Genomic DNA, 23,861 nt, shown 5'->3' with positions numbered 1-23,861 from the left:
GTGGCCCGGGTCTCTCCGACCGGCCGGTGTGCGGCACGCGATGTTGCCCTCTATTGCAATGGTGTGTGGCACACAGTATCGTGTTGCACATGGTCAGCGACGAGGTCCTCCGGACCCACCTCCAGGAGCTACGGCGCGGCACGGTCGTGGTGGCCAGCCTGGTCGCCCTGCGCCGCCCCGACTACGGATACGCCCTGCTGCAACGGCTGGCCGCGCACGGCTTCGCGGTCGACGCCAACACGCTCTACCCGCTGCTGCGCCGGCTCGAGGACCAGGGCCTGCTGACCAGCGAGTGGAACACCGAGGAGAGCCGGCCGCGCAAGTTCTACCGGACCAGCGACGACGGCGAGGCCGTCCTGAACCGCCTGCTCGACGACATGACCGCGGTGCGGACGTCCGTCACCGACCTGATCGAAGGAGCGGAACGATGAGTTCCCTGACCGACCGTTACGTCGCCGCCACCATGCGGACCGTGCCCGCGCAGCGCCGCCTGGAACTGGCCGAGGAACTGCGCGGCTCCATCGCCGACATGATCGACGACCGGACCTCGGGCGGGCAGGACCACGCCTCCGCCGAGCGCGAGGTGCTCACCGAGCTGGGCCACCCGGAGAAGCTCGCGGCCCGCTACAGCGACCGCACCCTGCAACTGATCGGCCCGCGGTACTACCTGACCTGGTGGCGGCTGCTGCGGCTGCTGCTCACGTACATCCCGGCGATCGTGGGCGTGCTCGCCGGCCTCGCCAAGGCGCTCATCGACGGCGAGCCGGGCGCGGCGATCGGCGCGGCGATCGTGGCCGCGATGCAGACCGCGGTCCAGATCGCGTTCTGGGTCACGCTGGTGTTCGCCGTGCTGGAGCGCACCCGCACGCCGCTCGGCCTGCCCGAGTGGACCGTCGACCAGCTCCCCGAGGAGAGCCGGGAACGGCAGATCAGCCACTCCGACAGCATCGCCTCGGTGGTGTTTCTGCTCGTCACCGTCGGCTTCCTGATCGGTCAGCACTTCCAGCGCTGGACCACCGACGACGGTTCCCGGATGGCGGTGCTCGACCCGGCGCTCTGGGGCTTCTGGCTGCCGGCCCTGATCGTGGTGCTGCTGGCCACCGTCGGCCTGGAGATCGCCAAGTACCGGGCCGGGCGGTGGACCTGGCCGCTGGTCGTGGTCAACGCGGTGCTCAACGCGGCCTTCGCCGCCCCGGTGCTCTGGCTGCTCGCCACCGACCGGCTGCTCAACCCGGAACTGGTCGAACGGTTCGCCTGGCTGCGCGACGGCGGGACCGTCGAGTTCGCCCGGGTGGCGGGCGCGGTGGTCGTGCTCGTCGCGATCTGGGACGTGATCGACAGCGCGGTCAAGGCCGCCCGCGCCGCGCGCTGACGCCCGGCGCCGCGCTCCCCGTCCCGCCCCGGTGCCGTCGGCGCCGGGGCGGGACGCCGTCGGCTGCCCGACTCAGCCGGGGCGGCACGGCCTCCCGGGGCATAGCCTGGGGTCCGGACCACCGGCGAGCACTGGGACGCCCCTGATGCCCCTCCCCGACGGCACGGACGAGCTGGCCCGGTCGGCGGCACGCGGCGACCGCGAGGCCCTCGACGCCCTGCTGGCCACCGTACGGCCGGAGGTGCTGCGGCAGTGCGCCCGGCTGCTGCCCCACCGGCAGGACGCCGAGGAGGCCTGCCAGGACGCTCTGCTCGCGCTCGCCCACGGGATCACCGGGCTCGAGGGCCGCTCGTCGTTCGACACCTGGCTGTACCGGATCACCGCCAACCGGGCCCGCTTCACCTACCGGACGTTGCGGCGACGGTGGCAGCGGGAGGCCGGCGGCGTCCCGCTGCCGGACCGGCCCGACCCGCGCCGGACCAGCGTGGTCGCCGGCACCCGGCTCGACCTGCTCGACGCCCTCGACGCGGTCCCGCCGGACCTCGCCGAGGCGGTGACCCTGCGCGATGTGCTTGGACTGAGCTACCGGGAGATCGCCGGCCTGCTCGACGTGCCGGAGGGGACCGTGAAGTCCCGCATCCACGAGGCCCGCCGGCAGCTCCGGGCGCGGCTGTCCGATGCGTGACCCGGCCCGCCGTCGGCGCGGCGTCGCGGTCGTCGCACTCGTCGCCCTCGCCGGGACGCCCGCCTGCGCCGACCGCCCGGTCTCGCCGCTGCCGGTACAGCCGGCGGTGACCAGCGCCGTCGCCGCCGCGCCGCCCACCGCCGCGACCTCACCCGGCCCCACCCCGGCACCGCTGGGCACGGGCACGCCGGTCCCGGAGCCGTCGGGGGCCACGCCGACGAGCACGCGTACGCGGTCACGGCCGCCGGTCACGCCCCGGACCACCCGGCCCACCCCGTCGGTACGCACCACGGCGCCGGCCGCGTGCTTCGGGCCGGTCCGCTACGACCTGGTGCTCGCCGAGACCGAGCTGGCGCTGCTGAAGTCCCTCTGCTTCGCCGCCGGCGGGATCCTGCGCATCCGGGGGATCGGGCCGGGTGAGGTCACCGTGGACCGGGAGGACCTGGTCTCGCGCAGCTACGAGGCCGGTGTGGTGGACATCCGGTTCGTGCGCACCGGCACGGTGGTGGTCACCATCCCGCAGGACGGCCGCACGTACCCGATCACGGTGGTGGTGGTCTGAGCCCGTCACCTACCCGGTCCGAACTCCGGCGAGCACGCGGTCGGCGAAGTCCGCGCCCGCGTCCGGCGGCGGCACGAGCTGGACGTAGAGCAGACCGGCGCGGCCGGTGGCCGGCCCGGCCGCCTCGACGATCATCGGGCGGCCGGTGGGGCAGGTGTACGTGACCACAGTCCACTCGACGCCACCCTGCCGGCTGCGGCGCGGCGGGGCCGCGGCACAGTCCGCGTGGGCCCGTCCGGCGAGGAAGGCCGCCGGGCCGGCACGACGCGCCTCGCCGGTGGCGAGGCCGACGAAGGCGCCGGGCAGCGTGGGGTCGGCCGCCCAGTTCCCGGGGTCCGGGGAGATCACCAGCGCCGGTTCGAGGTCACCGTCGTCGCCGTACCGTCCCGCCCAGCCGGTCCCCTCGGCCCGCCAGCCGGCCGGCAGAACCACTGTCAGCGGCCCGCTGCGGCCCACCGCACCCGCCGGGGCGGGGTGGACCGCGTCCGCCGCGCACGTGCCGGCGACGGCGAGCGCCACCGCGACCCCGGCGACGAGCCGGCCCGGGTGCGGTGCCCACCCCGCCCGCACGGCAGCGGGCCCACCCGTCACCGCGCGCCGCAGCGCCTGCCGGAACGCGTCCGCGTCCGGGTAGCGGTCGGCCGGGCGCACGGCGGTCGCGGTGCGCAGCACCGTGTCCACGGCGGCGGGCACCCCGGCCCGCAGCCGCGAGCCGGCCGCCCGGCCGTCGGCCGCACCGCCCGGTGGCCGATCCCGGCCGAGCAGCCGCAGTCCGAGGCGGCCCAGCCCGAACACGTCGGCGCGGGTGTCGACCACGGCGAGTGGATCGTCCTGCTCCGGCGCCATGTAGCCGGGCGTGCCGGCCCGGGCGGTCAGCCCGGAGGCGGAGGCGAGCGCCTTGGCCAGCCCGAGATCGGCGATCAGCACCCGGTCGCCGCCGGGCGCCGAGTGGAACAGGACGTTGCTCGGCGTCAGGTCACGGTGCACCACCCGGTGCCGGTGCAGCACCGCAACGCCGGCCGCGATCTCGTCGAGGACCGTCAGGGCCCGCCCCACCGGCAGCGGGCCGCGGGCCAGGCGGTCCCGCAGGCTGCCGCCGTCCGCCCAGGCCAGCACGGCGTACGGGCGGCCGTCGGGCAACTCCCCCACGGCGTGCACCCGGACCAGGCGGTGGTGGTCCAGCTTCCGCAGCAACCGCGCCTCGTCGAGGAACCGTTCCCGCACCCGCAGGTCGTGGCTCCAGTTCTCGGCCAGAACCTTGACCGCCACCCGGTCCGCGAGCGCCGGGTCGTACGCGAGCCAGACCGTGGCGAAGGACCCCGTCCCGAGCAGACGCTCCACCCGATACGCCCCGATCCGCGCCGGCGTGATCATCGCACCACCTCCGGGACCGCCACCCGGACCATCACGTCGACGGTAGACGATGGACCGAACCGAACCGGTCCGGGCGGAGACCAACAGGACAGGAGAACCCGATCGAAGGAGATCCGCCATGAACCGTCTCCCGTCCACCATCCTCGCCGGCTTGCTGGCGCTGACCGGGATCGCGCCGGTCGCCGTCGGCGCACCGGCCGCCTCTGCCGCTCCCGCGCACTCGGCGACCGCCGCCCGCGGCGACGGCACGCCGGCCCGCGTCCGGCCGACCGTCGCGGAGAACGAGGTGCTCAGCGTCCGTGGCGCCGGCCCGTACCGCATCGGAGCCCGGCTGGACCGGCTCGTCGCGGCCGGACTGATCGACTGGACGGCGCCCGGCTGCCCCGGAGTGGTGCACGCCGGTGCCACCGGCTCCTGGGCCGGGGCGATCCTGCTGGCCTTCCGGGACGGCCGGCTCGTGTCAGTGGGCACGGCCACCACCCCGCCGCGCTCCCCGGCCGGCGGGTCGGTCGGGATGTCCTTCGCCGAGTTGGAGCGCATCTACGGACCGCGCGGCGGCATGATCCGCAACGACGCGGGTGACGCCGAGGCGTACCTGGTCCGGTTCGGGTCGCGGGTCGAGCTGTTCAGCGACCACCCGATCCGGCCCGGTGCCGGCTTCTACGAGGCCGGTGTGGCGTCGTACGTCGAGCAGTCGTTCCGGCAGGGCTGCTGCTGAGCGACGCCGGGGCCCGCCGGACGCGGGCCCGGCCGTCGCGCCGGGCCCGCGCTCAGTCCGCCGCCCGCCACTGGCGGGCCAGCAGCGCGTAGACCACCTCGTCGGTCCACTCCCCCTTGACGAACTCGTTCTCCCGCAGGTGCGCCTCCCGGCGCATGCCCAGCCGCTCCAGCACCCGGGCCGAGGCGGTGTTGCGGGCGTCCAGCCGGCCCACGATCCGATGCAGCCCCAGCCCGTCGAAGCCGATCCGCAGCAGCTCCCGGGCCGCCTCGGTGGTGTACCCCCGGCCGGTGTGCGCGGGGTGCGCCACGTACCCGATCTCGCCCTGCCGGTGCTCCCCGCTGGTCCAGCTCAGCAGCACGTCGCCGAGGAACTCGCCGGTGTCCGCCAGCGTCACCGCCAGGTTGAGCACGTCGCCGGGGGCGCGCAGCGCGGTCCGCCGGACCAGCCGGTCGATCGCGGCCCGGGCGGCGGCGTCGTCGTACGGCTGGTGGTAGAGGTAGCGGGTCACCTCCGGGCGGCCCCGGTAGTCCCGGACCACGGCGAGGTCGTCGGTGGTGAAGGCGCGCAGCAGCAGGCGCTCGGTGCGTATCGGCAGATCGGGCACGAACACCCCGGCAGGCTACGTCGCGGCTGTCGTCCGGCCCACCCGATTACGCCCCGGGCACCGTACCGGGCGCGGCGGTGGCATGGTCGTACGGTGAGCACCGCACCCACCACCGCCTGGCGCCGGCCGGCTCCCACGGCCCCGCAGTTGCGCGCCGACCTCTGGGTCGGACTCGCGGTCACCGTGCTGGCCCTGTTCGAGCTGACCCTGGCGCGCAGCACCGGGGCCTTCCTGCTCGGCCCGCCGCCGAGCCTCGCCGAGCAGGTCTGGTGGACCGTGGCGGTGACCGCCCCGCTGGCCGTACGGCGGCGGTGGCCCGCCGCCGTCGCGGTGGTCGTCTCGATCGCGTTCATCGCCGGGCAGGCGCGGGCGGTCCCGCTCGCCCAGCTCCCGTCGGGCGCGCTGTTCGCGGCCCTCTTCACGCTCGGCGCGTGGGGTGCCGACCGGCGGCTGGCCGGGCGGCTGCGGGCCGGCGTCATCGTGGCGATGTTCGGCTGGCTCGCGCTGTCCCTCGCGCTGCGGGCCGACCAGATCTCGGCGGCCTCCTTCGCCGACGCCGCCGGTCCGGTGCCGCCGGTGCTCGCCGCCGTGGTGAACGGCGTCTTCTACAACGTGCTGTTCTTCGGGTTCGCCTACTACTCCGGGCAGACCGCCTGGGTGGCCGCGCGTCGCCGGCACGAACTGCGGGAGCAGGCCGAGCAACTGCGCCGCTCACAGGTCGAGGCGCGCGAGCGCGCGGTGATGGGCGAGCGGGTCCGCATCGCCCGCGAGCTGCACGACGTGGTCGCCCACCACGTTTCGGTGATGGGCGTGCAGGCCGCCGCGTGCCGGCGCGTGTTCGACCGTGACCGCGACAAGGCGCGGACCGCCCTGGCCGCGATCGAGGAGACGGCCCGCACCTCGGTCGACGAGCTGCGCCGGATGCTCGGCGTGCTGCGCGACCCGGACGCCGCGGCCGGCGCGACCACGCCGGAGGACACCGCCGGCATCGACCAGGTCGCCGCGCTCGTCGACCGGGCCCGGGACACCGGGCTGCGGGCCGAACTCGGTGTGTACGGGGAACCGGCGCCGCTGCCCCGCTCGGTGTCGCAGGCGGCGTACCGGATCGTGCAGGAGGCGGTGACGAACGTGGTCAAGCACGCTCACGCCACCACGCTGGACGTGCGCATCCGCTATCTGGCGAGGGAACTGGAGATCGACGTGAGCGACGACGGACACGGGGGCGTACCCGAGGCCGGGGCCGGGCTGGGCCTGATCGGCATGCGGGAGCGGGTCGCCGCGCACGGCGGTGAGGTGGAGGCCGGGCCGCGTCCCGGCGGCGGGTTCCGGGTCCGGGCCCGCATGCCGCTGCCGGTCGAGGCCGCCGGGCGGGCGGCGTGAGCGCCCCGGTGCGGGTGCTGCTCGTCGACGACCAGCACCTGGTCCGGACCGGATTCCGGGTGATCCTGGAGGTCGAGGACGACATCGAGGTGGTCGGCGAGGCCGCCGACGGGCAGCGCGCCGTGTCGATGGCGACCGCGCTTCGGCCGGACGTGGTGCTGATGGATGTGGAGATGCCGGTGCTCGACGGGCTGGAGGCCACCCGCCGGATCACCGCCGACGCGACGCCGGGCGGGCCGGCGGTGCTCATCCTCACCACGTTCGACAGGGACGACTACCTCTTCGCCGCGTTGCGCGCCGGGGCGAGCGGTTTCCTGCTCAAGAACGGCACCCCGGAGGACCTGATCGACGCGGTCCGGGTGGTGGCGCGCGGCGAGGGACTGATCGCATCGGCGCTCACCCGGCGGGTGATCTCCACCTTCGCCCGGCCCGGGGCGGCGCCGCCGGACCCCCGGCACGACGCGGCCACCGCGGACCTGACCCCGCGCGAGCGGGAGGTGCTGGAACTGGTGGCGCGCGGGGCCAGCAACGCCGAGATCGCGGACGTGCTGCACGTCGGCGAGGCGACTGTGAAGACCCACGTCAGCCGCGTCCTGGCCAAACTCGGGCTGCGCGACCGGGTGCAGGCGGTGGTGTTCGCGTACGAGCACGGGGTGGTGCGGCCCGGCGGGTGACGCCCGTCCGCCGCGCGACGGACCCCGTGATCGCCCCGTGGTGGGACGACGGGAGCGGGGGCCGGCCGTAGCGTCGGGATCATGACAAGCGTGCTCCGCCTCGACGGCGTCGACCGCAGCTTCGGCGGCCGTCAGGTGCTCAAGGACGTCTCCTTCGACGTGACCGCAGGGCGCATGACCGGATTCGTCGGCGGCAACGGCGCCGGCAAGACCACCACCATGCGGATCATCCTCGGCGTGCTCGCCCCGGACGCCGGGCAGGTGACGTGGCGGGGGCGGCCGCTCGCGCGCGAGGCCCGGGCCCGGTTCGGCTACATGCCGGAGGAACGCGGCCTCTACCCGAAGATGACCCCCCGCGAGCAGGTGGTTCACCTCGGCCGCCTGTACGGGCTGGACGCCGCCGGGGCGCGCCGGCGTACCGACGCGCTGCTGGAGCGGGTCGGTCTCGGCGAGCGGGCCGACGACCTGCTGGAGACGCTGTCGCTGGGTAACCAGCAGCGGGCGCAGATCGCCGCCGCGCTGGTGCACGACCCGGAGGTGCTGATCCTGGACGAGCCGTTCTCCGGGCTCGACCCGCTCGCCGTCGACATGGTGGTGGCGGTGCTGCGGGAACGCGCCGCCGCCGGAGCGCCGGTGCTGTTCTCCAGCCACCAGCTCGACGTGGTGGAACGGCTCTGCGACGACCTGGTGCTCATCGCGGGCGGGACGATCCGGGCCGCCGGCGCCCGCGAGGAGTTGCGCGCCGCGTACACGCTGCCCCGGTTCTCGCTCGTGGTGGACGGCGACGCCGGCTGGCTGCGCGACCAGCCCGGCGTGCGACTGGTCGACCTCGACGGCGCCCGCGCCGTGTTCGAGGTGGACCCGCCCGCCGACGACCAGGCGGTGCTGCGCGCGGCCCTGGCCCGCGGCCCGGTGCGCGCGTTCGGCCCGGTCACCCCGTCCCTCGCCGAGATCTTCCGAGAGGTCAACCAGTGAACACGTTCCAGGCCACCCGGCTGGTCGCGGCCCGCGAGATCAAGGTCAAGGTCCGCGACAAGACGTTCCTCTACAGCACGCTGATCTTCCTGCTGCTCGCCGTCGTCGCCACAGTGGTGCCGGCGATGATGAGCAGCGGTCCGTCCACTGTGGCGGTGACCGCCGCCGGTGCCGAACCGCTGCGCGCGGCGGGGCTGGACGTCCTCGTGGTCGCCGACGACGGCGCCGCCGAGCAGGCGGTACGCGACGGCGACGCGGACGCCGCGGTGGTGGCCGGTCCGCTCGTGGTCGCCGACGAGCGGGCCCCGGACGACGTGGTCTCCGCGCTCAGCGCGGCCCCGCAGGTGAAGCTGCTGGACCCGGACGCGGTGGATCCGCTCGTCGCGTACCTGGTGCCGTTCGCCTTCGCGTTCGTCTTCTTCTTCATGTCCCAGACGTTCGGGTTGCAGATCGCGCAGAGCGTCACCGAGGAGAAGCAGACCCGGATCGTGGAGATCCTGGTGGCCGCCGTGCCGGCCCGGGCGCTGCTGGCCGGCAAGATCCTCGCCGCGGGCGCGCTGGCGCTGGGACAGATCACCCTGATCGCGGCAGTCGCGCTGATCGGCATGCGCCTGACCGACGGCGGCGACCTGCTGGGCCTGATCGCGCCCGCGATCGGCTGGTTCGTGCCGTTCTTCCTGTGCGGCTTCCTGCTGCTCGCGGCGATGTGGGCGGCCGCCGGTGCGCTGGTGAACCGGCAGGAGGACATCGCCGGGGCGTCCACGCCGGTGCAGCTCGCGGTGATGGCGCCGTTCTTCGCGGTGATCTTCCTGAACGACAACGCCGCCGCGATGCGGATCCTGTCGTACCTGCCGATCTCCTCGCCGACCGCGATGCCGGTACGGCTGTTCACCGGCGACGCGGCGCCGTGGGAGCCGATCGTGTCGCTGGCGCTGCTGCTGCTCGCGGCCGCCGGGTTCCTGCTCGCCGGGGCGCGGATCTACGAGGGTTCGCTGCTGCGCACCAACGGGCGGACCTCGGTGCGGGCGGCGTGGCGGCAGCGCGAACCGATCGGCTGACCGTCCGAGACGCCGAGCGCCGGCCACCCCGTGATCCGGGGGGCCGGCGCTCGGCACGTCGGGCGGGATCAGCCGACGGCGGCCATGACCTCGTCGGAGACGTCGAAGTTGGCGTAGACGTTCTGCACGTCGTCGCAGTCCTCCAGCACGTCGATCAGCTTGAAGATCTTGCGCGCGCCCTCCTCGTCCAGCGGCACGTTCACGCTGGGGATGAGGGAGGACTCGGCCGACTCGTACTCGATGCCGGCGTCCTGCAGCGCGGTGCGGACCGCGACCAGGTCACCCGGCTCGGAGACCACCTCGTACGCCTCGCCGAGGTCGTTGACCTCCTCCGCGCCCGCGTCGAGCACGGCCATCATCACGTCGTCCTCGCTGGTGCCGGCCTTGGGGACGATCACCACGCCCTTGCGGGAGAACATGTACGACACCGAGCCGGCGTCGGCCAGCGAGCCGCCGTTGCGGGTAAGGGCGGTGCGCACCTCGGTCGCGGCGCGGTTGCGGTTGTCGGTGAGGCACTCGATCAGCATCGCCACGCCGTTCGGCCCATAGCCCTCGTACATGATCGTCTGCCAGTCGGCGCCGCCGGCCTCCAGGCCGGAGCCGCGCTTGACCGCGCGATCGATGTTGTCGTTCGGGACCGAGTTCTTCTTCGCCTTCTGGATGGCGTCGTAGAGAGTCGGGTTGCCGGCCGGGTCACCACCGCCGGTACGGGCCGCCACCTCGACGTTCTTGATCAGCTTGGCGAACATCTTGCCGCGCTTGGCGTCGATGACCGCCTTCTTGTGCTTGGTCGTCGCCCACTTTGAGTGGCCGGACATCTGTTACCTCCGTTGCTACCCGCCGTCTGCATCGACCGCACCGCACACGCCCCGCTCCCCCGCCGGCGCACGTCGAGGTGCCGTGATCTTCGCTGGGAGCCGCGGCGGGCTGATGGCCCTGCCGAATCTCGGCAATCCTACCGGCGAGGGCCGGGTGACTGTCACGCGCCGCACGGCACCGGCCCGCCCGAGGCCGCCCGAACCGGCACAACCAGGGACGGACCGGATGCTCAGGAGGCGGCCCGGACGAGTTCCACGAAGGACCGGTGCAGGCGCAGGTCGCCGGTCAGCTCGGGGTGGAACGACGTGGCCAGCAGGTTGCCCTGCCGTACCGCGACGATCCGGCCCGCCGCCGGCCCCTCGGTCACCCGGCCGAGCACCTCGACGTCCGGGCCGACGCGCTCCACCCAGGGCGCCCTGATGAACACCGCGTGGAACGGCCCGCCGTCGACGCCGGTGAGCGCCACCGGCGCCTCGAACGAGTCGACCTGGCGGCCGAACGCGTTGCGCCGCACCGTCATGTCGACGCCGGCGAATCCGCGCTGGTCGGGGCGGCCGTCCAGCACCTCCGCCGCCAGCATGATCATGCCGGCGCAGGAGCCGTAGACCGGCATGCCGGCGGCGATCCGCTTGTCGATCGGCTCGCGCATCTCGAAGATGTCCACCAGCTTGCTGATCGTGGTCGACTCGCCGCCGGGCACCACCAGGCCGTCGACCGCGTCCAGCTCGCCCGGCCGCCGCACCGGCCGGGCGTCCGCGCCCACCCCGGCCAGCGCGGCGACGTGCTCGCGTACGTCGCCCTGAAGCGCGAGCACGCCGATCACGGGTACGGCCACGATGCTCCCTCCGGGGTGTTAAAAGGGGGCCCCGCCTCTACCGCAGGCGTTAACAGGGGGCCCTTCCTTGCACTCACCAGCCGCGCTCGGCCAGGCGGTGCGGCTGGGGGATCTCGTCGACGTTGATGCCGACCATCGCCTCGCCCAGCCCCCGGGAGACCTTCGCGAGCACGTCCGGGTCGTCGTGGAACGTGGTCGCCTTGACGATCGCGGCGGCCCGCTGAGCCGGGTTGCCGGACTTGAAGATGCCCGAGCCGACGAAGACGCCCTCGGCGCCGAGCTGCATCATCATGGCCGCGTCCGCAGGGGTCGCGATGCCGCCGGCGGTGAACAGCACGACCGGCAGCTTGCCCTGCTCGGCGACCTCCTTGACCAGCTCGTACGGGGCCTGGAGCTCCTTGGCCGCGACGTACAGCTCGTCGGAGGGCAGCGACTGGAGCCGGCGGATCTCCTGCCGGATCTTGCGCATGTGGGTGGTGGCGTTGGAGACGTCACCGGTGCCCGCCTCGCCCTTCGAGCGGATCATCGCGGCGCCCTCGGTGATCCGGCGCAGCGCTTCGCCCAGGTTCGTCGCACCGCACACGAACGGGACGGTGAACGCCCACTTGTCGATGTGGTTGGCGTAGTCGGCCGGGGTCAGCACCTCGGACTCGTCGACGTAGTCGACGCCGAGGGCCTGGAGGACCTGCGCCTCGACGAAGTGGCCGATGCGGGCCTTGGCCATCACCGGGATCGAGACGGCCTGGATGATGCCGTCGATCATGTCCGGGTCGCTCATCCGGGACACGCCGCCCTGCGCGCGGATGTCGGCCGGCACGCGTTCCAGGGCCATCACGGCGACCGCGCCGGCGTCCTCGGCGATCTTCGCCTGCTCGGGGGTGACCACATCCATGATCACACCGCCCTTGAGCATCTCGGCCATGCCGCGCTTGACGCGGGCGGTGCCGACGGCGGTGGCGGTGGTCGGGGCTGCGGATTCAGACACGGGACATCGCTCCTCGGCGTGCTCGGGAGGTGACTGCGCAGGAATGCTACGACCGGCACGGCGCCGATCCGAGCGCCAATCGAACCCCCGGTGGCCTGCCGTGTGGCCCCCGTCACGGCCGGTGCGTCAGCCGGTGGTCACATCCGCGTGCGAGGCCAGCGTGGGGTCGTCGATGTCGAAGTAGCGCGGCCACTCCCGCCCGCGTCCCATCCGGAACAGCCGCACCACCGGACGCCCCCGCGCCGAGCGGGCGTCCCGGACCAGGTCGGTGTGCACCTGCCGGGCCAGCCCCAGCCGCCTGCTGGCCGCGATCACCGCCGCGCAGGCCGGGTCGTCCGGGTCCAGCCGCACCGCGCGCAACTGCCGGGTCAGGTCGTTCTCGGCCGCCTCGCGCTCCTCCGGGGCGGCGTCCAGCGCGATCCGGGCGGCGGCGTACAGCTCCACGCCGTACCGCTGCTCGGCCAGGACCGCGGCGGCGGCCGCGCGGCGCAGCAGGTGCGCGTCCAGCGCGCGGGCCGCCGAGTCCGCGCGGACCTGGAGCCGCTGCACCCGGCCGGAGGTCCAGATCAGGTACGCCGAGAGCAGCCCGAGCACCGCGACCGCGCCCACCACCCACCACATGCCCGGCATCGTAGTGCTGCTCCTCATCCCGGCCGGCCGGCGCGGTGCACCGGTCGACGCGCTCGTCACAGCGGCCGCAGCGGCCACAGCGGTCAGCCCAGACCCGCCCACTCCTGGTCCATGACCCGGCCGTCGGTGGCCTCGATCGCGGCTGCGTATACCTCCAGAACGCGGCGGGCAACCACGGGCCAGTCGAAATTCGCCACCACCTGGTCGCCGCAGGCGGTCAGCCCGGCCCGGCGGCCGTCGTCGTCGAGCAGCTCGGACAGCGCGGCGCCCAGCGCGGCCGCGTCGCCGGTCGGGAACAGCCGGCCGGCCCGCCCGCCGTCGAGCACCCGGCGGAACGCGTCCAGGTCGCTGGCGACCACCGTGGTGCCGGCGGCGAGCGCCTCGGTGAGGATCATCCCGAAGGACTCCCCTCCGGTGTTCGGTGCGACGTAGAGGTGCACGCTGCGCAGCATGCGTGCCTTGTCCGCCTCGGAGACCAGGCCGAGGAACGTGACCCGGTCGCGCAGCCCGGCCGGGAACCGCCCGTACAGCTCGTCGGCGTCACCCGGGCCGGCGACCAGCAGGCGCAGGCCGGGGCGGTGCGGAGCCAGCGCGACGAACGCGTCCCGCAGGATCGGGAAGCCCTTGCGCGGCTCGGTGAAGCGGCCCAGGAACCCCAGCGTGCCGCCGGTGCCCGGGGCACACTCCCCCGGCCAGCCCGGCAGCGGCGGCACCCCGGCGAACTTCGCCACCGCCACCCCGTTGGGGATCTCCACCGCGCCGCCGTCCATGTGCTCGACCTGCACCTTGCGGGCCAGCGCACTGACCGCGATCCGGGCGGTGATCCGCTCCAGCACGATCTGGAGCACGCCCTGCGCGGCCGACATCACCCGGGAGCGGGTCATCGCGGTGTGGAAGGTGGCCACCACCGGGCCGCGGGCGCAGAGCACCGCCAGCATCGACAGGCTCGGCGTGAGCGGCTCGTGCACGTGCAGCACGTCGAACTCGCCACGGGTGATCCAGCGGCGCACCCGGGCGGTGGAGACCGGGCCGAACGCGATCCGGGCCACCGACCCGTTGTACGGCAGCGGCACTGCCCGGCCGGCCGACACCACGTACGGCGGCAGCGCCGAATCCTCGTCGGCGGGCGCCAGGACGCTCACCTCATGACCGAGCCCGAGCAGCGCCTCGGCCAGGTCCATGACGTGGTTCTGCACGCCGCCCGGCACGTCGAACGAGTACGGGCACACGATGCCGATACGCACTGCGCCCCCCTAGACCGTCCCGGTGGTGGCCGGTGGCTGCGCCGACGTGGGCGTACCGTCCCGGCCCTGGTCCAGCCACATCCGCTGCAACATGTGCCAGTCTTGCGGATGCCGGGCGATGCCCGCCGCCAGACCGTCGGCAATCCGCTGCGTCACCGTGCGGACCCGCTCGTCGAGCGGCGCGCTGTCCGGGTCGGGCAGCGGCAGCGGGCCCTCGATCGAGGCGCACGCCGCGTCCGGTTCGTACCACATCGAGGCCACGTAGAGCGGGGCGCCGGTGCGGATGGCCAGCAGCGCCGGCCCGGCCGGCATCCGGGTCCGGCCGCCGAAGAAGTCGACCTCCACGCCCCGGGCGGACAGGTCCCGGTCGGCGAGCAGGGGCACCACGTAGCCGGCGCGCAGGCGGTCCACCAGCACGTCGAACGCGGGACGCGGGCCGCCGTGGTTGGGCAGGATCTCCATTCCCAGCCCTTCCCGGAACCCGACGAACCGCTCGTAGACGCCGTCCGGAAGCCGCTCGGCCACCGTGGTCATCGGCCAGCCGGTGGCAGCCACCCAGGCGCCCGCGGCATCCCAGTTGCCGGCGTGCGGCAGCGCCACCACGGCGCCCCGCCCGGCGGCCACGTCGGCGGCGAGCAGTTCCTGCCCGTCGAGGCGGAACCCGGCGAGGATCTCGGTGCGGCTCAGGCCGGGCAGCCGGAACGCCTCCATCCAGTACCGGGCGTACGAGCGCAGCCCGGCACGCACCAGCACGTCCAGCTCCGCGTCGGGCATCTCCGGTCCGACCACCCGGCGCAGGTTGGCGCGCAGTCGACGCGTACCCCCGCCGTCCTTGCGGTGGGCGCGGTCGGCGCCCATCCGGAAGGCCGCCGCCGCGACGGGCCGGGGCAGCGCCCGGACCAGGCGCCAGCCCGCGACGAAGCCCGCCTCGGTGAGGTTCACTCGGCGCCGACCCGCTGGGCCTGGCGGTACACGTGGGCCATCCGCTGGCCCACCGTGAAGATCGAGACGGCGGCGAGCAGCCAGAGCGCGATCTCCAGCGCCGGACGGACCCCGACGCCGGTGAGCAGGCCGCCGACGCCGACGATGAGCAGCCGCTCGGTGCGCTCGGCGATGCCCACGTTGCAGGTCATCCCGAGGCCCTCGGCGCGGGCCTTGACGTAGGAGACCAGACCGCCCGCGGCCAGGCAGATCAGCGCCGCCGCCACGCCCGAGTAGTCGTGCTCGGTGGCCAGCCAGTACGCGACCGCGCCGAACACCGCGCTGTCGGCGACCCGGTCCATGCTCGAGTCGAGGAACGCCCCGAACCGGGTGGACCCGCCGCTCATCCGCGCCATCGTGCCGTCCAGCAGATCGGTGAGGGCGAAGACCGTGACGATCAGCGCGCCGGCGACCAGATGGCCGCGCGCGCCGAAGCCGAGCGCGCCCACGAGCACGCCGACGGTGCCGGTCACGGTGACCGCATTGGGGGACACGCCCGCACGCAGCAGCGCGCGGGCGACCGGCTCCACGACGCGGGTCATGCCCGCGCGGGCCGTCACTTGGAAGATCTTCGCCATGGCGGTCCCACGATAACGGCCCGCAACCGCCAGGGACACAGCCGGGCGTACGACCCGCCCGGCGGCCCTTGTGCGGGCACCCCTGCGGGTGTGAGATCGAGCCAGGAGGTGAGCCAGTTCACCGGATCACCGGTCCGCGTTCCCGTCCAGCAGGAGATCACCGGAAGATATCGCCGCGGCGCCCGTCCCGGGTCCGCTCCCCCGTCGCCCGCGGCGGTCGCCACCACCACCGGTTGAGGGAGGTGCGCCGCGATGGCGCAGAAGAACGAGAAGGGTGTCACCGGCGGCGCGCCGGTGGTGACCGAGCCCGGCAGGGTTCGCAACGTGGTGCTCGTCGGGCACTCCGGTGCCGGCAAGACGACGCTCGTCGAGGCGCTGCTGGCCGCCAGTGGCACGATCGGCCGGGCCGGCGCCGTCACCGAGGGCACCACCGTCTGCGACCACGACCCCGCCGCCGTACGCCAGCAGCGTTCGGTGAGCCTGGCGTGCGCCCCGCTGGTGCACCGCGACGTCAAGGTCAACCTGCTGGACACCCCGGGATACGGCGACTTCGTCGGCGAGCTGCGCGCCGGGCTGCGCGCCGCCGACGCGGCCCTGTTCGTGGTCTCCGCCGTCGACGGCATGGACGCCGCCACCGCCGCCCTCTGGGAGGAGTGCGCCGCCGTCGACATGCCCCGGGCGGTGGCCGTCTCCCGGCTGGACCACCCGCGCGCCGACTTCGACGAGGCCGTGGCGCTGTGCCAGCGGGTCTTCGGCGACAACGTGCTGCCGCTCTACCTGCCCATGCTCGGCGACGACGGCGAGTCGGTGGCCGGGCTGATGGGGCTGATCACCCGCCGGGTGTTCGACTACTCCGGCGGGCTGCCCGCGGCGGTACGCGAGCCGGACCCGCAGCACCTGCCGGCCATCCAGGAGTCCCGCGACGAGCTGATCGAGGGGATCATCGCGGAGAGCGAGGACGAGACCCTGATGGACCGCTACCTCGGCGGTGAGGAGATCGACCCCGAGGTGCTGATCACCGACCTGGAGACGGCTGTCGCCCGCGGCCACTTCTACCCGGTGGTGCCGGTCTGCGCGGAGACCGGCGTCGGCCTGGACGCGCTGCTCGACGGCCTGGTCGCGGCGTTCCCGTCGCCGCTGGAGCACGACCTGCCCGCCGTCACCGGCGTGGACGGCTCGCCCCGCCCGCCGCTGACCTGCGACCCGGACGGCCCGCTCGTCGCCGAGGTGGTCAAGACGACTGTCGACCGGCACGTCGGACGGGTCTCGCTGGTGCGCGTCTTCTCCGGCACGCTCCGCCCCGACCAGGTGATCCACGTGTCGGGCCACGGCATGGCCGAGCGCGGCCACCCGGACCACGACGCCGACGAGCGGGTCGGCCACGTCTACAGCCCGCTGGGTGCGACGCTGCGCGAGGTGCCCGCCTGCGTCGCCGGTGATCTGTGCGCGATCACCAAGTCGGGCAGCGCGGAGACCGGCGACACCATCTCGGCCAAGGACGACCCGCTGCTGATCGCGCCCTGGGAGATGCCGGAGCCGCTGCTGCCGGTGGCGATCGTGGCGCGCAGCCGGGCCGACGAGGACGCGCTGGCCCGCAACCTGTCCCGGCTGGTAGCCGGCGACCCGACGCTACGGCTCGAACGCAACCCGGAGACCCACCAGCTTGTGCTCTGGTGCATGGGCGAGGCGCACGCCGACGTGGTGCTCGACCGGCTGCGCGGCGGCGGCGTCGAGCTGGACACCGAACCGGTCCGGGTGCCGCTGCGCGAGACGTTCACCGCCGCCGCGCGCGGGCACGGCCGGCACGTCAAGCAGTCCGGCGGCCACGGCCAGTACGCGGTCTGCGACATCGAGGTGGAGCCGCTGCCCCGGGGCTCAGGCTTCGAGTTCGTCGACCGGGTGGTCGGCGGCGCGGTCCCGCACAACTACATCCCCTCGGTGGAGAAGGGGGTACGGGCGCAGATGGAACGCGGCCTCATCGCCGGCTACCCGGTGGTGGACCTGCGGGTGACGCTGGTCGACGGCAAGGCGCACAGCGTCGACTCCTCCGACGCGGCGTTCCAGACCGCGGGCGCGCTGGCGCTGCGCGACGCCGCCGAGAAGGGCCAGCCGGCGCTGCTGGAGCCGGTCGACGAGATCACCGTACGGGTGCCCGACTCGTCGGTCGGCGCGGTGATGGGCGACCTGTCCGGGCGGCGTGGCCGGGTGCTCGGCACCGAGCCGGACCCGGATGCCGAGGGCCGCACGCTCGTCCGCGCCGAGGTGCCCGCGACCGAACTGCTGCGGTACGCGGTCGAGCTGCGCTCGATGACGGCCGGCACCGGCACGTTCCGCCGCGAGTTCGCCCGCCACGACCCCATGCCCGCCCACCTCGCCGACCAGGCCCGCAAGGAGTCCACCACCCGCTGACCCCGCCCGCGCCCGCCCTCCCTCGCCCGCCCCCGCCCTCCCTCGCGATCTTGCACTTGCGGCCCCCGCAAAGGGGGCATTCCCGACAACATGCGGGCCGCAACTGCAAGATCGCCGCCGACGAGGGCGGGGTGGCGGAGCGGGTGGCGCGGGAGGCTTGGTCAGGGGCGGACGGCGGGGACCGGGGGCATCGGCCAGTGGGGGCGGTCGGCGTCCCGGAGCGCGGCCGAGCGTACCGCCGCCAGTTGCCGCTCCACCTCGGCGAAGTGGTCCGGGGCGAGCGGGCCCCGGGCCAGCGCGGCCGCGTTCTCCTCGACCTGTGCGACGGTACGGGCACCGGGGATCGGCACGGCCCGGTCGCTGCGCGCCCAGATCCACCCGATCGCCCCCTGGGCCAGGGTGCGTCCGTCGGCGGTCAGCGCATCGCGCACGGCGGCGACCCGGCGCAGCCACTCCGGGGCGGGCCGGCCGCTGCGGAACCACTCCAGCCAGGTCGGCCCGAGTCCGCGTACGTCGTCGCGAGGCAGCGTGGACTCCGGCGTGTACTTGCCGGTGAGCAGACCCATCCCGAGCGGCCCCCGGGCGAGGCCGGCGAGGTCGTGCTTGTCGCAGACGTCGAGCATGGCCGGGGCGTCCCGCAGCACCGACAGCGCGTGCTGCACGGCGGCGGCGCCGCGGGCGACCTGCGCGAAGGCGGCGGCCCGGTCGGCCCGGTCGGTGCTCCACCCGTACGCCCGGATCAGGCCGGCGTCGACCAGGTCGTCGAGCGTGCCGATGAGCGCCTCGGCCCGGGGCAGCGGCAGGTCGCCCAGGTGCAGTTGGTAGAGGTCGATGCGGTCGGTGCCCAGCCGGCGCAGCGAGCCGGTGACCGCCCGGCGCAGGTAGTGCGGCGAGGCGTTCTCGCCGGTGGCCTGCCGGGTCCGCTCGTCGAACGTGTAACCGAACTTCGTGGCGATCACCGCCTCGTCACGCCGGCCGGCGAGCGCCCGGCCGAGCACCCGCTCGCCGTGCCCGGCGCCGTACGTGTCGGCGGTGTCGAACAGGGTGACGCCGAGGTCGAGCGCGCGGCGGACGGCGCGTACCGACTCGTCGTCGTCGACCCGGCCCCAGCCCAGCGGCCGGGCACCCTCGGCCCACGGGCCGCCGATCGCCCAGCACCCCATGCCGAGGGCGCTCACCTCGATGCCGCTGCGCCCCAACTGTCGCGTGTCGACTGCCACCGCCGCATCCTGTCACCTTCCCGGCGTACACGGGCCGATTCCTGACCCCTGAGCAAGGTCGCGGTCACGCCGCGTGACGCCCGGCGGTGGACGGTCGTGGTGAACGCGATATGCCTCAGAGTCATGAATATGCCTCTGCGGCATATCGGTCCGCTGTCGTCCCTTCGATCCGGCTCCGATGAGGACCGCCGCCCGGCGAGCCGTCAGCGCGCGTAGGCCAGCAGTACCGGCTCGTCCTGACCCGGCCAGGCGCCGGCGAGGCCGCCCGCCTCCGGCACGTCGGCCGGTACGGGCCGCCGGACCACCGCCAGCTCGACGTCCCCCACCCGGACCACCGTCACGCCACCGTCACCCGGACCAGCCGAAACCGGACCCGTCGGCACCGGACGGCCGGTACGGCTGCCGGTCAGCGTCATGCTCACCGGGCGCACCTCGCGCTTCCCGTCGACCTCGAAGTACTCCTCGGCCTGACCGGCGTCGGCGAGCACGGCGGCGGCCAGCAGCGGCGCGTACACCGGGTCGCCGCAGGCGTCGTACGCCCAGCGGCGGCCGAGCACCGAGTGCTCGATGACGCCCACCAGGTGCCCGTCCGCCCCGGCCAGCGGCGCGCCCCGGTAGGTCAGCGGCACCTGGAGCACCGGGCCGTCACCGGCGCGCACGAGCAGCGTCTCGATACCGACCTCGCCGGCCGGGTCGTCGAACCGGTACGCCGCGACGCGGGTGACCGGCGCGCCGGCCTCGCCGGCGAACCACTGCCGGCCGGGCAGCCAGCCGGCGAGCAGCTCCAGTTTCGAGGGGCGCAGTTCCGCGCGGTGCAGGAGAGCCATGCGCTAGATCGTACTGTCGGGGCGGGCCCCCGGTCAGGCCGCCGCCCACGCCTTGGCGAGCAGCTCCCGGGTGTCGGCGAGCAGTTGCGGCAGCACCTTCGTCCGGCCGATCACCGGCATGAAGTTGGCGTCGCCGCCCCAGCGCGGCACCACGTGCTGGTGCAGGTGCGCGGCGATGCCCGCGCCCGCCACGCCACCCTGGTTCATGCCCAGGTTGAAGCCGTGCGCGCTGGAGACGTGCCGGACCACCCGCATGGCGGCCTTGGTGAACGCGGCCAGCTCGACCGTCTCCGGCTCGTCCAGCTCGGTGTAGTCGGCCACGTGCCGGTAGGGGCAGACCAGCAGGTGCCCCGGGTTGTACGGGTAGAGGTTGAGCACAGCGAAGACGTGCTCGCCCCGGGCGACCACCAGGCTCTCCTCGGCCGGCAGGCCGGGCGCGAGGCAGAACGGGCAGCCGGCCGGCTTCTCGTAGCCGCCCTCGGGACGGTCCTCGCCGGAGATGTAGGTCATCCGGTGCGGCGTCCAGAGCCGGTCCAGCCCGTCCGCCAGACCGTCGTCGCCGCCGTACCCGGTGTGCCGCTCCGCCCCTGTCACACAGGCGATCCTACGATCCGGGCCGGGCCGCCGCCGAACCGCGCCGCCGCCCGGCGGCGCGGTCGCCGGAGCGTCTACTCGGCGGTGGCGGTGGGACCGGCGTTGGTGCGCGACTCCACCACCTCGCGGACGTGCGCCACCGCCTCGTCGACCGGTACGCCGTTGCGCTGCGAGCCGTCCCGGTAGCGGAACGAGACGGTGCCGGCGGCCACGTCGTCGTCACCGGCGATCACCATGAACGGGATCTTCTGCTGCTGCGCGTTGCGGATCTTCTTCTGCATCCGGTCGTCGCCCAGGTCGACCTCGGCCCGGACGCCGTGCCGGCGCAGCGTCGCGGCGAAGTCGACCAGGTAGTCGCCGTGCTCGTCGCGGATCGGGATGCCGACCACCTGCACCGGCGCCAGCCAGGCCGGGAACGCGCCCGCGTAGTGCTCGGTGAGCACGCCGATGAACCGCTCGATCGACCCGAACTTGGCGCAGTGGATCATCACCGGCTGCTGCCGGGTGCCGTCGGCGGCCTGGTATTCCAGCCCGAAGCCCTTGGGCTGGTTGAAGTCGTACTGGATGGTCGACATCTGCCAGGTCCGGCCGATCGCGTCCTTGGCCTGCACGGAGATCTTCGGGCCGTAGAACGCCGCGCCGCCCGGGTCCGGCACCAGTTCCAGGCCGGTCTCCAGCGCGCACTGCTCCAGTACGGCGGTCGCGGTCGCCCAGTCCTCGTCGGAGCCGACGAACTTGTCCGGCTTCGACTCGTCGCGGGTCGACAGCTCCAGGTAGAAGTCGTCGATGCCGAAGTCGCGCAGCAGGCTGAGCACGAAGCCGAGCAGGTGCTTGATCTCGGACGGCGCCTGCTCGCGGGTGCAGTAGGAGTGTGAGTCGTCCTGGGTGAAGCCGCGTACCCGGGTCAGGCCGTGGATCACGCCCGACTTCTCGTACCGGTAGACCGTCCCGAACTCGAACAGGCGGATCGGCAGTTGCCGGTAGGACCGCCCGCGCGACCGGTAGATCAGGTTGTGCATCGGGCAGTTCATGGCCTTGAGGTAGTAGTCGCTGCCCTCCATCTCCATGGGCGGGAACATCGTGTCCTTGTAGTAGGGCAGGTGTCCCGAGGTGTGGAAGAGACCTTCCTTGGAGATGTGCGGCGTGCCGACGTAGTCGAAGCCCTCCTCGACGTGCCGCGCCCGGACGTAGTCCTCCATCACCCGCTTGAGCACGCCGCCCTTGGGGTGGAAGACCGGCAGGCCGGACCCGATCTCGTCGGGGAAGCTGAACAGGTCGAGGTCCGCGCCGAGCTTGCGGTGGTCGCGGCGGGCGGCCTCCTCCAGAAGCTTCAGGTACGCCTTGAGCTCGTCCCGGGTCGGCCACGCGGTGCCGTACACGCGCTGGAGCTGCGGGTTCTTCTCCGACCCGCGCCAGTACGCGGCGGCCGAGCGCATCAGCTTGAACGCGCCGATCAGCCGGGTGTTGGGCAGGTGCGGGCCCCGGCACAGGTCCGACCAGCAGACCTTGTCCTCGTTCGCGGCGAGGTTGTCGTAGATGGTCAGCTCGCCGCCGCCCACCTCCATCACCTCGGAGGAGTCCAGCCCCTCCCCCTTGACCTCGATCAGCTCCAGCTTGTACGGCTCGGCGGCCAGCTCGGACCGCGCCTCGTCCAGGTCGGCGAACCGGCGGCGGCGGAACCGCTGGCCGGACTTGACGATCTCCTGCATGCGCTTCTCGAGCTTGGTCAGGTCGTCCGGCTGGAACGGCTTGTCGACGCCGAAGTCGTAGTAGAAGCCGTTCTCGATCGGCGGGCCGATGCCGAGCTTCGCGTCCGGGAAGACGTCCTGCACGGCCTGGGCCAGCACGTGGGCGGTGGAGTGGCGCAGCACGTTCAGCCCGTCCGGGCTGTCCAGCGTGACCGGCTCGACCGCGACGTCCTCGGCCGGGCGCCAGTCCAGGTCACGCAGCTGGCCCTGCGGATCGCGGACCACCACGATCGCCTTCGGCCCGCTCATCGGCAGGCCGGCCGCGGCCACCGCGTCGGCCGCCGTGGTCCCGGCGGCGACGACGACGGGGTCGGCCACGACGGGGGTACGGGGTGCGGACACGGTGACTCCTGTCGTCGACGGTACTGGTGGGCCGGTGACCGGCCCCTGCGATGCTATCGGTCGCCCGGACCCGGACCGCCGCCGACGCCGGTGCCCGTCCTCGGCGAGTTCCGTGCCGTGTTGAACCTTTTCGCCCCGCCGCCCGAACTACCAGGTGGGGCCGGAGCCGGAGCCGACCCCAGCCGAGAAGGATGGGGACGACCATGAGGATGATCCGTCAGGGCCGGTGGGCGGCTGCGCTGCTGGCGGCCGTACTCGCCGGGACGGTGGGCTGGCCGGGCGCGGCGAACGCGGCCGGGGTGACCGTCACGACCTCGCCCGCCCAGGTACGCCAGGGCGACGCGATCGAACTGTCGGTGCTGGTCCCGGCGGACAAGCCCGGCACCCGGACCACCCGGATCGAGCTGACCATGCCCGCGGACGCCCCGATCGGCGAGGTGTACCCGCTGTCGGTGCCGGACTGGGCGCCGACCATCACGACCCGCACGCTCGACCAGCCCGTCCCCGGCATGCACGCGGCCGAACTGAACCAGGTGACCCACTCGGTAAACTGGCTGCGGATGCCCGGCACCGGCACCGGGGCGGCCCGGCTGCCGCTGGGCATGGGACCGATGCCCGCCACCGACCGGCTCACGTTCACCGTGACGCAGACGTACGACGACGGCACTGTGGTCCGGTGGGCGGACCCGGCGGGTGGCGCGCACCCCGCGCCGACGCTCGACCTGCTGCCGCCGCTGCCGGGCACCGTGACGCACGACGGCGGCGCCGGTACGAACGGCGGCGCGCACGGCGGTCACGGCGCCGCGGGCGCCCCCGGCGATGCCGGTGGGGCGCAGGGCGGCGCACCGGGCGGCACGGCACCGGCGGCCGGTGCGGCGGACGACGGGCCGAGCGCGGACCTGCTGCTCGGCGGCGGCCTGCTCGCCGGGCTGGCCGGTGGCGCGGCGATCGGCTGGCTGCTCAGCCGCCGCCGGCGCGACACCATGACCCTCCCGCCCGACGACAGCCCTTCCCCCGACGAGCCCGCCGCCACCGGACGCCCGGACACGGACCCCCGCTCCGGCTCCCCCGAGCCGGCCCCCGCCCCCGCCGCCGACGTCCCCGCGACCGTCGAGCCCGTCCCCGCTGGTGGTGCGCGCCGGAACGCATGATCGACTCCACCTCGCCGAGGTGGCTGCATCCCTCCGCCGCCGACCCCGCCACTTCCCCGAACCGGCGCGCGCACCCACGACCACCACGGCCGG

Annotated in this window: 24 protein-coding genes; 11 read left to right on the top strand and 13 right to left on the bottom strand. The window is 74.2% G+C overall.

From position 1 onward, the window contains the following. The first annotated feature begins 89 nt into the window (after positions 1–89). The 4 genes from ML5_RS11900 to ML5_RS11885 all read left to right on the top strand — a co-directional run bounded on the left by ML5_RS11900 (position 90) and on the right by ML5_RS11885 (position 2,619). Positions 90–431 carry a PadR family transcriptional regulator gene (locus ML5_RS11900; RefSeq protein WP_013474861.1) on the top strand — a complete coding sequence of 114 codons (342 nt, stop codon included), beginning with the start codon at positions 90–92 and terminating at the stop codon, positions 429–431. Then, on the top strand, positions 428–1,372 hold the full coding sequence (locus ML5_RS11895) for a permease prefix domain 1-containing protein (RefSeq protein WP_013474860.1): 945 nt from the start codon (positions 428–430) through the stop codon (positions 1,370–1,372). Before ML5_RS11900 ends, ML5_RS11895 begins: the two co-directional genes overlap by 4 nt. Before the next feature lie 145 nt (positions 1,373–1,517). Further along, positions 1,518–2,057, top strand: coding sequence for an RNA polymerase sigma factor (locus ML5_RS11890; protein WP_013474859.1), 540 nt, complete (start codon positions 1,518–1,520; stop codon positions 2,055–2,057). Then, positions 2,050–2,619: a hypothetical protein gene (locus tag ML5_RS11885; protein ID WP_013285444.1), complete on the top strand. Its 570-nt coding sequence runs from the start codon at positions 2,050–2,052 to the stop codon at positions 2,617–2,619. The genes ML5_RS11890 and ML5_RS11885 overlap by 8 nt, the downstream gene beginning before the upstream one ends. A gap of 9 nt (positions 2,620–2,628) precedes the next feature. Here ML5_RS11885 and ML5_RS11880 read toward each other — a convergent pair whose 3' ends face one another. Then, on the bottom strand, positions 2,629–3,993 hold the full coding sequence (locus ML5_RS11880; RefSeq protein WP_013474858.1) for a serine/threonine-protein kinase: 1,365 nt from the start codon (positions 3,991–3,993) through the stop codon (positions 2,629–2,631). A 118-nt stretch (positions 3,994–4,111) separates the two neighbouring features. Here ML5_RS11880 and ML5_RS11875 point away from each other — a divergent pair, with 118 nt between their 5' ends. Beyond that, on the top strand, positions 4,112–4,711 hold the full coding sequence (locus tag ML5_RS11875) for a hypothetical protein (protein WP_013474857.1): 600 nt from the start codon (positions 4,112–4,114) through the stop codon (positions 4,709–4,711). A 52-nt stretch (positions 4,712–4,763) separates the two neighbouring features. Here ML5_RS11875 and ML5_RS11870 read toward each other — a convergent pair whose 3' ends face one another. Next, positions 4,764–5,324 carry a GNAT family N-acetyltransferase gene (locus tag ML5_RS11870; protein WP_013474856.1) on the bottom strand — a complete coding sequence of 187 codons (561 nt, stop codon included), beginning with the start codon at positions 5,322–5,324 and terminating at the stop codon, positions 4,764–4,766. An 87-nt stretch (positions 5,325–5,411) separates the two neighbouring features. Between ML5_RS11870 and ML5_RS11865 the strand changes: the two genes are divergently transcribed. From ML5_RS11865 to ML5_RS11850, 4 genes are all read left to right on the top strand, one after another. Further along, entirely contained in the window at positions 5,412–6,698 is a 1,287-nt protein-coding gene (locus ML5_RS11865) for a sensor histidine kinase (protein ID WP_013285440.1), read from the top strand. Beyond that, entirely contained in the window at positions 6,695–7,372 is a 678-nt protein-coding gene (locus ML5_RS11860) for a response regulator (RefSeq protein WP_013474855.1), read from the top strand. The genes ML5_RS11865 and ML5_RS11860 overlap by 4 nt, the downstream gene beginning before the upstream one ends. Before the next feature lie 81 nt (positions 7,373–7,453). Then, the gene (locus ML5_RS11855; RefSeq protein ID WP_013474854.1) at positions 7,454–8,347 is read left to right on the top strand and encodes an ABC transporter ATP-binding protein; all 894 of its coding nucleotides are present in this window, start codon (positions 7,454–7,456) and stop codon (positions 8,345–8,347) included. Next, on the top strand, positions 8,344–9,405 hold the full coding sequence (locus ML5_RS11850) for an ABC transporter permease (protein WP_013285437.1): 1,062 nt from the start codon (positions 8,344–8,346) through the stop codon (positions 9,403–9,405). Before ML5_RS11855 ends, ML5_RS11850 begins: the two co-directional genes overlap by 4 nt. A gap of 68 nt (positions 9,406–9,473) precedes the next feature. Here the strand turns inward: ML5_RS11850 and ML5_RS11845 are convergent, their stop codons facing one another. The 7 genes from ML5_RS11845 to pgsA all read right to left on the bottom strand — a co-directional run bounded on the left by ML5_RS11845 (position 9,474) and on the right by pgsA (position 15,477). After that, positions 9,474–10,223 carry a YebC/PmpR family DNA-binding transcriptional regulator gene (locus ML5_RS11845; protein WP_013285436.1) on the bottom strand — a complete coding sequence of 250 codons (750 nt, stop codon included), beginning with the start codon at positions 10,221–10,223 and terminating at the stop codon, positions 9,474–9,476. Between the two features lie 230 nt (positions 10,224–10,453). Beyond that, entirely contained in the window at positions 10,454–11,059 is a 606-nt protein-coding gene (pdxT, locus tag ML5_RS11840; RefSeq protein ID WP_013285435.1) for a pyridoxal 5'-phosphate synthase glutaminase subunit PdxT, read from the bottom strand. 73 nt (positions 11,060–11,132) lie between these two features. Beyond that, complete coding sequence (gene pdxS, locus ML5_RS11835; RefSeq protein WP_013285434.1) at positions 11,133–12,044, bottom strand: pyridoxal 5'-phosphate synthase lyase subunit PdxS; 912 nt, start codon at positions 12,042–12,044, stop codon at positions 11,133–11,135. Positions 12,045–12,170: 126 nt separating this feature from the next. Next, positions 12,171–12,674, bottom strand: coding sequence for a hypothetical protein (locus ML5_RS11830; RefSeq protein WP_013285433.1), 504 nt, complete (start codon positions 12,672–12,674; stop codon positions 12,171–12,173). Between the two features lie 83 nt (positions 12,675–12,757). Further along, positions 12,758–13,918 carry a glycosyltransferase family 4 protein gene (locus ML5_RS11825; RefSeq protein WP_013285432.1) on the bottom strand — a complete coding sequence of 387 codons (1,161 nt, stop codon included), beginning with the start codon at positions 13,916–13,918 and terminating at the stop codon, positions 12,758–12,760. Positions 13,919–13,927: 9 nt separating this feature from the next. Next, positions 13,928–14,860: a phosphatidylinositol mannoside acyltransferase gene (locus tag ML5_RS11820; protein WP_013474853.1), complete on the bottom strand. Its 933-nt coding sequence runs from the start codon at positions 14,858–14,860 to the stop codon at positions 13,928–13,930. Beyond that, positions 14,857–15,477: a phosphatidylinositol phosphate synthase gene (gene pgsA / locus ML5_RS11815; RefSeq protein WP_013285430.1), complete on the bottom strand. Its 621-nt coding sequence runs from the start codon at positions 15,475–15,477 to the stop codon at positions 14,857–14,859. The genes ML5_RS11820 and pgsA overlap by 4 nt, the downstream gene beginning before the upstream one ends. A 252-nt stretch (positions 15,478–15,729) precedes the next feature. On the opposite strand from pgsA, the gene ML5_RS11810 reads away from it, so the two are divergent. Continuing rightward, complete coding sequence (locus ML5_RS11810; protein ID WP_013474852.1) at positions 15,730–17,886, top strand: elongation factor G-like protein EF-G2; 2,157 nt, start codon at positions 15,730–15,732, stop codon at positions 17,884–17,886. Positions 17,887–18,047: 161 nt separating this feature from the next. Here the strand turns inward: ML5_RS11810 and ML5_RS11805 are convergent, their stop codons facing one another. The 4 genes from ML5_RS11805 to thrS all read right to left on the bottom strand — a co-directional run bounded on the left by ML5_RS11805 (position 18,048) and on the right by thrS (position 22,617). Then, positions 18,048–19,049, bottom strand: coding sequence for an aldo/keto reductase (locus tag ML5_RS11805; protein ID WP_049794875.1), 1,002 nt, complete (start codon positions 19,047–19,049; stop codon positions 18,048–18,050). Positions 19,050–19,309: 260 nt separating this feature from the next. Beyond that, the gene (locus ML5_RS11800; protein WP_013474851.1) at positions 19,310–19,933 is read right to left on the bottom strand and encodes a hypothetical protein; all 624 of its coding nucleotides are present in this window, start codon (positions 19,931–19,933) and stop codon (positions 19,310–19,312) included. Positions 19,934–19,966: 33 nt separating this feature from the next. After that, on the bottom strand, positions 19,967–20,527 hold the full coding sequence (locus tag ML5_RS11795) for an HIT domain-containing protein (protein ID WP_013285426.1): 561 nt from the start codon (positions 20,525–20,527) through the stop codon (positions 19,967–19,969). Positions 20,528–20,601: 74 nt separating this feature from the next. Further along, positions 20,602–22,617: a threonine--tRNA ligase gene (gene thrS / locus ML5_RS11790; RefSeq protein ID WP_013474850.1), complete on the bottom strand. Its 2,016-nt coding sequence runs from the start codon at positions 22,615–22,617 to the stop codon at positions 20,602–20,604. 203 nt (positions 22,618–22,820) lie between these two features. Between thrS and ML5_RS33170 the strand changes: the two genes are divergently transcribed. Then, a complete protein-coding gene (locus ML5_RS33170) occupies positions 22,821–23,768 on the top strand; it encodes a DUF1775 domain-containing protein (protein ID WP_013474849.1) in 948 nt (315 codons plus the stop codon). Positions 23,769–23,861: the final 93 nt, after the last annotated feature.

The sequence above is a fragment of the Micromonospora sp. L5 genome (assembly GCF_000177655.2).
GTDB lineage: Bacteria > Actinomycetota > Actinomycetes > Mycobacteriales > Micromonosporaceae > Micromonospora > Micromonospora aurantiaca.
The sequence above is the reverse complement of the archived record's forward strand: the minus strand, read 5'-3'. Positions and strand labels throughout refer to the sequence as shown.